Origin of the sequence: Streptomyces sp. (genome assembly GCF_031178505.1) — a bacterium.
In the GTDB taxonomy this organism is placed as follows: Bacteria; Actinomycetota; Actinomycetes; order Streptomycetales; family Streptomycetaceae; genus Streptomyces; species Streptomyces gulbargensis.
Window position 1 is genome coordinate 1 of the sequence record NZ_JAPSIW010000558.1, and the last position, 4761, is coordinate 4761.

The window sequence follows — 4761 nt, forward strand, 5'->3', positions numbered from 1 at the left end:
GGTGGTTGCCGTCGGACGCCGCACCGTTGATCTCACCCGTGATCGAGCGTATCTCTCGTTCCTTCCGTCCTGTGCTGCGCACGGCGGCCGGACGGGGCCCCGCGCCGTTCCTGCCGGGCATGCGATGTCACGGCCCCGTGATCCGCTCCCGGCCGAGGACGCCGAGGCCGCCCATGGTGGCTCAGCCGGCGTTCGACGGTCGCCGGCTGGTCGGGGTGGTGCCGGGGTCGAGTGGTTGCCGGCCGAGGAGTTCGGCGAGGCCGCGGCGGGTGGCGGCGATGACGACGCGGTCGTCGGGGTGCAGGATGTGGCCGGGGTGGAGGTCCCACAGCAGCTGCGGCTGGTCGCCTGTGTGCGGGGTGGAGGCGAGGTCGGGCCGGCGGGCGGCGGGGTCCGCGACGTCGAGGGCCAGGACGCGCCAGGCACCGGGACGGAACGCCTCGGCGACGGTGCGGCCTTCCAGCTGGGGGTGTCCGGCGACCAGGAGGGCGGCGAACAGCAGGACCTTGCGTTCCACGCTTACCGCGCCGAGGATATGGCGGCCCATCATGGCGCCGGCGAAGGCGGGTGCGGCGAGGTGGGTGACGCTGCGGCTGCGAGTGATCGCGCGGGGATGGGTGGACCGCAGGGTGCGGTGGACGGCGGTGGCGAAGTCGTCGTCGTAGAGCCGCAGCGCGACCCGCAGGTCACCCTTGAGGTTTCGGGCGGCGAGGGTGGCCTCCAGATTGGTGGTGTCGGAGCTGGTCAGGGCGAGGAGGGCGTCGGCCCGGTGGATGCGGGCCGCGTCGAGGACACCGTCCTCGGTCACGTCGCCGAGCACCACGGGGACGCCCAGGTCACGGGCGAGAGGGATGCCACGCGCTTCGGGGTCCTGCTCGACGCAGACGACGGGGACGTCCAGCTCTCGAAGCCGCGTCAGGACGCGGGCGCCGATCTTGCCGAGGCCGAGCAGCACGATGTGGCCCGAGAGACCGCGTGGCGGACGGCGCAACGCGCCCGTTGTGCGGAAGGTTCCCAGCGCCTCCAGGGCGCCGGCGACGAGAAGGGGCAGGAGCGCGAGACCGACCAGTCCGGACAGGAGCTGGAGGATCTGCCGCGTGGGTGAGCCGTCCAGGGCGGGGTCGTTGATCGAGAACAGGTCGAGCAGGGTGAGATACGCCGCGTGGACGGGGTCGGCGTCGGTAAGCGCTGCCGTGGTGGTGGCGAGGACGAGCACCGCGGCGACGATGCCGGCGAGTGACCAGCGCAGTCGCGCGGAGAACACCTCTCCGAGCGGTGCTCCGCGCCGGGCCAGCCGGCGGGGTGGTAGCCCGGGCCCCGTGCGACGCACCGTTTCGAGGACGACGGTGCCGCGGCCCGATGAGTTCTCGACGGCCCTGTCGTCGGGGAGGAGGTCAGGGGCCTGGGTGCCGCCGGCCTCCGAACCCTCGCTGCCGACGGGGTCGGTGGTGGTCGAGGTGAGCAGCGCCAGGGTGCACAGCCCGGGATCGGGCTCGTGTCCCCCGTTCGGCGCCGGGCGCTCGGCGGCCCGCAGCAGGAGTCCGTCGGCCTGGACGACCTTGTTGGTGTCGGCGATGGCGGTGGCGACGAGCGCCGGTGCGGCGGTGTCGGCGTCGGAGAGCACGGTCGTCGACGCGTCGAGAGCCGCGCGATCCATACCTGGCACGGTGATCAGGGCGGCCTGGTCGAGCAGTTCCTCCAGATGGTGCCCGAGCTTGCGGTTGTACATACGGATGACAAGCCGCAGTCCGGGGTTGAGACGGCGTGCGGCGAGCGCGGCGCGGAGGTTCGTCTCGTCGTCCTCGTACAGCAGAGCCAGTGCGGCGGCCCGGTCCACACCGGCACGCAGAAGTGCCTCCTGGTGGGGCGCCGGTGCTGCCATCTCGCGCACGGACCGCACCGATCCGTCGGCAGGGGACCGGGTGTCGTGCAGCTCCGCCGCCGGGCCGTTGGCCTCCTCGGCGGGAAGCATGAGGATGACGTCCTGACGGTAGACGTCACGCAGCTCGGCCGCGAGTCGGCGCGCCAGCCCGTCGTCACCACAGACCACCATGTGGCCGCCGTCCCCCGGACCGTTTCGAATCGGCGATGCAGTCATGCTTCCCCCATGTTCCGTGCGCGCGGGCAGCGAGGTTCAGCGCGCGGACGCTTCGGAGCCGGGCGTTGGTGTCCGTCGTGCCGTCTCGCCGGCCGTTCGCTCTCGACGGGCCGTCGACGTTCGTACCGTGCGGGCGGAGTCCGCCAGCCGGTCCCTGGAGCGCACCCGGATCCGTTCCCCCGGATGGTCGCACCCTCTTGGGCCCGTGTTCACTGCCGGAATTCGGCAATATTGACGCGCCCTTGATGCGGCGGTGTGGCGACTCTTTCCTGGCTCGGTCAGGAGTATGGCCCTGCGGGTTCGTGGCCGGGATAATCGGCTGCCCGTCGTCGCCGGGGGGGGGAGGGGTGCCGGTGGCATCGAGGGGACCATCGGGTGAGCCTGCTCCGGGGCGGGGTGAGGGGGCGCAGGGGGAGTCCTCGGGTCTCCTGCTGGACGAGTACGGCGGTTCGAAGAAGGGGGCGGCGCGGAACTCGCTGCTCGGGGCGGGGGCCGGCGCTGTTGTGACGGTGCCGGTGCCGGCAGCCGGTCTCATGAACGCTGTCCCTCCGATGATTCTGTTCGGTGGGGCGGGAACTGCCCTCATCGCCCCGTTCACGGTGCGCTCTCTGCTCAAACTTCGGGAGGAAGGGGCGCAGCTGGTGCGGGTCTTCGAGCGGGGGCTGACGCACCACATCGGGGGCCGCGTCGAGCGGGTCTCGTCGGCCGGTGTCTCGGAACTCACGGTCTTCGGACACTCGATCGTGCTCAACGGGGCGGTCGTGGGCGGTGTGAGCGGCTGCTACCTCCAGCGGCCCGACGGGCACAAGGCCATCCTGTCCTCCCATCACCTCACCGGGGTGGAAACCTTGGTGCCGCACATCGTCGCCTCCGTCACCGGTGGCCGGTGGTTCCGCGAGAACGTCATCCTCTTCCCCAACCTGCCCCTCTTCCTCACGCTGACGGGCCACCACACACGGCGGTGAGAAATCCCGGGCCCCCTGAGTTGCCGACCCGGCGCGTCGCCGTCCGATGCCATCGCCCCGCACGTCCTTTTCCGCTGCTGTCCACGGCTTTGGAGGATCCAGACATGACTTCGTACGCGACCGGTCCGGCCGCCGACTCGGCGGCGGCGTACCTCACAGCACTGCACGAACGGCTCACGGCCGACGGCTGCACGGTGACCCGGCCGCGCTGGAACGGTCTGACGGTGGTGAGCGGCAGCCGCGCGGACCGCAAGGTCCGCTGGTTCGGAACGAAGGCCGAGCTGTTCGTCTTCGCGACCGCCGTCCCGGAGGTCGACGTGGCCGTCCTGTCGGAGTTCACCGTGTGGACGATGAGTTACGCGAAAAGCCTGCGCGGTGGCATACCCGGCGCCCGCAACGCGGCGCTGGTGCTTCCCGCCCTGGTGAGCGAGCATGTCCAGCCGGAAGCCGCGAGGTGGGCCGCTCAGGACGCCCGGATCCTCGACACGACGTTGATCGGCCGTCCTCTCACGGTCCAGACCACTCCGGGCGCGGTTCGCACCACGATGTACCGGGGGCGGGTCGTCTGGGGCGGAATGTTCACCGGCCATGTCCTGGAGAAGGCCGCCCTGTACTTCCCCTGACGAGCGGCAGGCCGCGAGTTGGCGGGAGCTCGGAGCGGCCCGAAAACTCTCCGCGGGCTCGTCGCCCCGACCGGAGGCATGCCGGTCATCACGGCCGGGTCGCCGCGCGGCCCCCACAGGGGGCGGGCGCGCGGCGACGCTTGGACGTTCGGGCTCCTCCGTCTCCGGTCCGGGAGTGCGCGATGACCGAGAGAGGAGCCGCTTTCAGGTGGCGGTCGTGGAGCGGCGGCGCTTGAGGGCGAACATGACGCCGGTGCCGGCGAGGACGGCGGTGCCGCCGACGGTGGCGATGACGGGGAGGTGGGAGTCGGCTCCGGTCTCGGCGAGGACGCCTTCGGGGTTGACTTCCATGTCGCCGGCGGGCTTGCCGGGGAGGGGCTTCTTGCCACCCTCCTGCGGCTCGGCCTCGTTCTGCTCGCCAGGGCTCCGTGCCGGCGGCGAGGATGTCGAACTCGTAGAACTTCTGGTCGCCGGCGAAGACGCAGTTGCCCTGGTCGTCGGCATAGACGCCGATGGTGATGGCGAAGCCGAAGCCTTCAGGGGCTTCCTTGTCGACGCTCAGGCGCATGTCGATGGAGAGGGCCTCCTTGGCGCGGACGTCGGTGTGGCCGAGATAGCCGGCTCCCTCGTCATGGGCGTCGAGGGAGATGTCGGTCCAATGCCCGGTGTCCGGGTTCTTGAACTGAAGCGCGAGGTGGCCCGTGGTCTCCTCCCAGGTGTCGGCATCGATCTGGGCGGCGAACACGCCGAGGTCGACACGCTGGTACGCCTTGGTACCGGAATTGACGACGTTCAGCTTGAAAGCGTGGAAGCCGCTGCCGGCGACGACCTTGGAGGGCAGTCCGGACAGGGTGGTGCTCAGGTTCTCGTCGAGAGTTGGCTCCTCCTCTCCGTTGCATACGTCTGCCGGGGAGGTCCCCGTCGGGGACGGCGTGGGGGCGGTGCTGTTCTGCGAGGGCGCGGGCTGCGTGGCAGGCGTCCGGTCCGGAGTCGAGGAGACTCCCGGCGTCGCGGTGCCGGGCGCGGTGGTCTGCGTGGCGGGGGCGGAGGAGACGGTGGCCCCAGGCGAGATGGG

General features: G+C 71.2%; 4 protein-coding genes. 2 read left to right on the forward strand and 2 right to left on the reverse strand.

Annotated elements, in window-relative coordinates; translation table 11 throughout:
* Positions 1–181 precede the first annotated feature (181 nt).
* Positions 182–2053, reverse strand: coding sequence for an NAD-binding protein (locus tag RIF68_RS27680; RefSeq protein ID WP_309054031.1), 1872 nt, complete (start codon positions 2051–2053; stop codon positions 182–184).
* Positions 2054–2649: 596 nt separating this feature from the next.
* Between RIF68_RS27680 and RIF68_RS27685 the strand changes: the two genes are divergently transcribed.
* Together RIF68_RS27685 and RIF68_RS27690 are read left to right on the forward strand one after the other, a co-directional pair.
* Positions 2650–3063, forward strand: coding sequence for a hypothetical protein (locus RIF68_RS27685; protein ID WP_309054028.1), 414 nt, complete (start codon positions 2650–2652; stop codon positions 3061–3063).
* Positions 3064–3167: 104 nt separating this feature from the next.
* A complete protein-coding gene (locus RIF68_RS27690; protein WP_309054029.1) occupies positions 3168–3686 on the forward strand; it encodes a hypothetical protein in 519 nt (172 codons plus the stop codon).
* 204 nt (positions 3687–3890) lie between these two features.
* On the opposite strand, the gene RIF68_RS27695 is transcribed toward RIF68_RS27690, so the two are convergent.
* Complete coding sequence (locus RIF68_RS27695; protein WP_309054030.1) at positions 3891–4190, reverse strand: LPXTG cell wall anchor domain-containing protein; 300 nt, start codon at positions 4188–4190, stop codon at positions 3891–3893.
* Positions 4191–4761 lie beyond the last annotated feature (571 nt).

What these genes read in the sequence shown, in the direction of transcription:
- RIF68_RS27695 (WP_309054030.1), bottom strand. Translation starts at nt 4,190, where the DNA reads ATGCCGACGACCAGGGCAACTGCGTCTTCGCCGGCGACCAGAAGTTCT.
- RIF68_RS27690 (WP_309054029.1), top strand. Translation starts at nt 3,168, where the DNA reads ATGACTTCGTACGCGACCGGTCCGGCCGCCGACTCGGCGGCGGCGTAC.
- RIF68_RS27680 (WP_309054031.1), bottom strand. Translation starts at nt 2,053, where the DNA reads ATGGTGGTCTGTGGTGACGACGGGCTGGCGCGCCGACTCGCGGCCGAG.
- RIF68_RS27685 (WP_309054028.1), top strand. Translation starts at nt 2,650, where the DNA reads ATGATTCTGTTCGGTGGGGCGGGAACTGCCCTCATCGCCCCGTTCACG.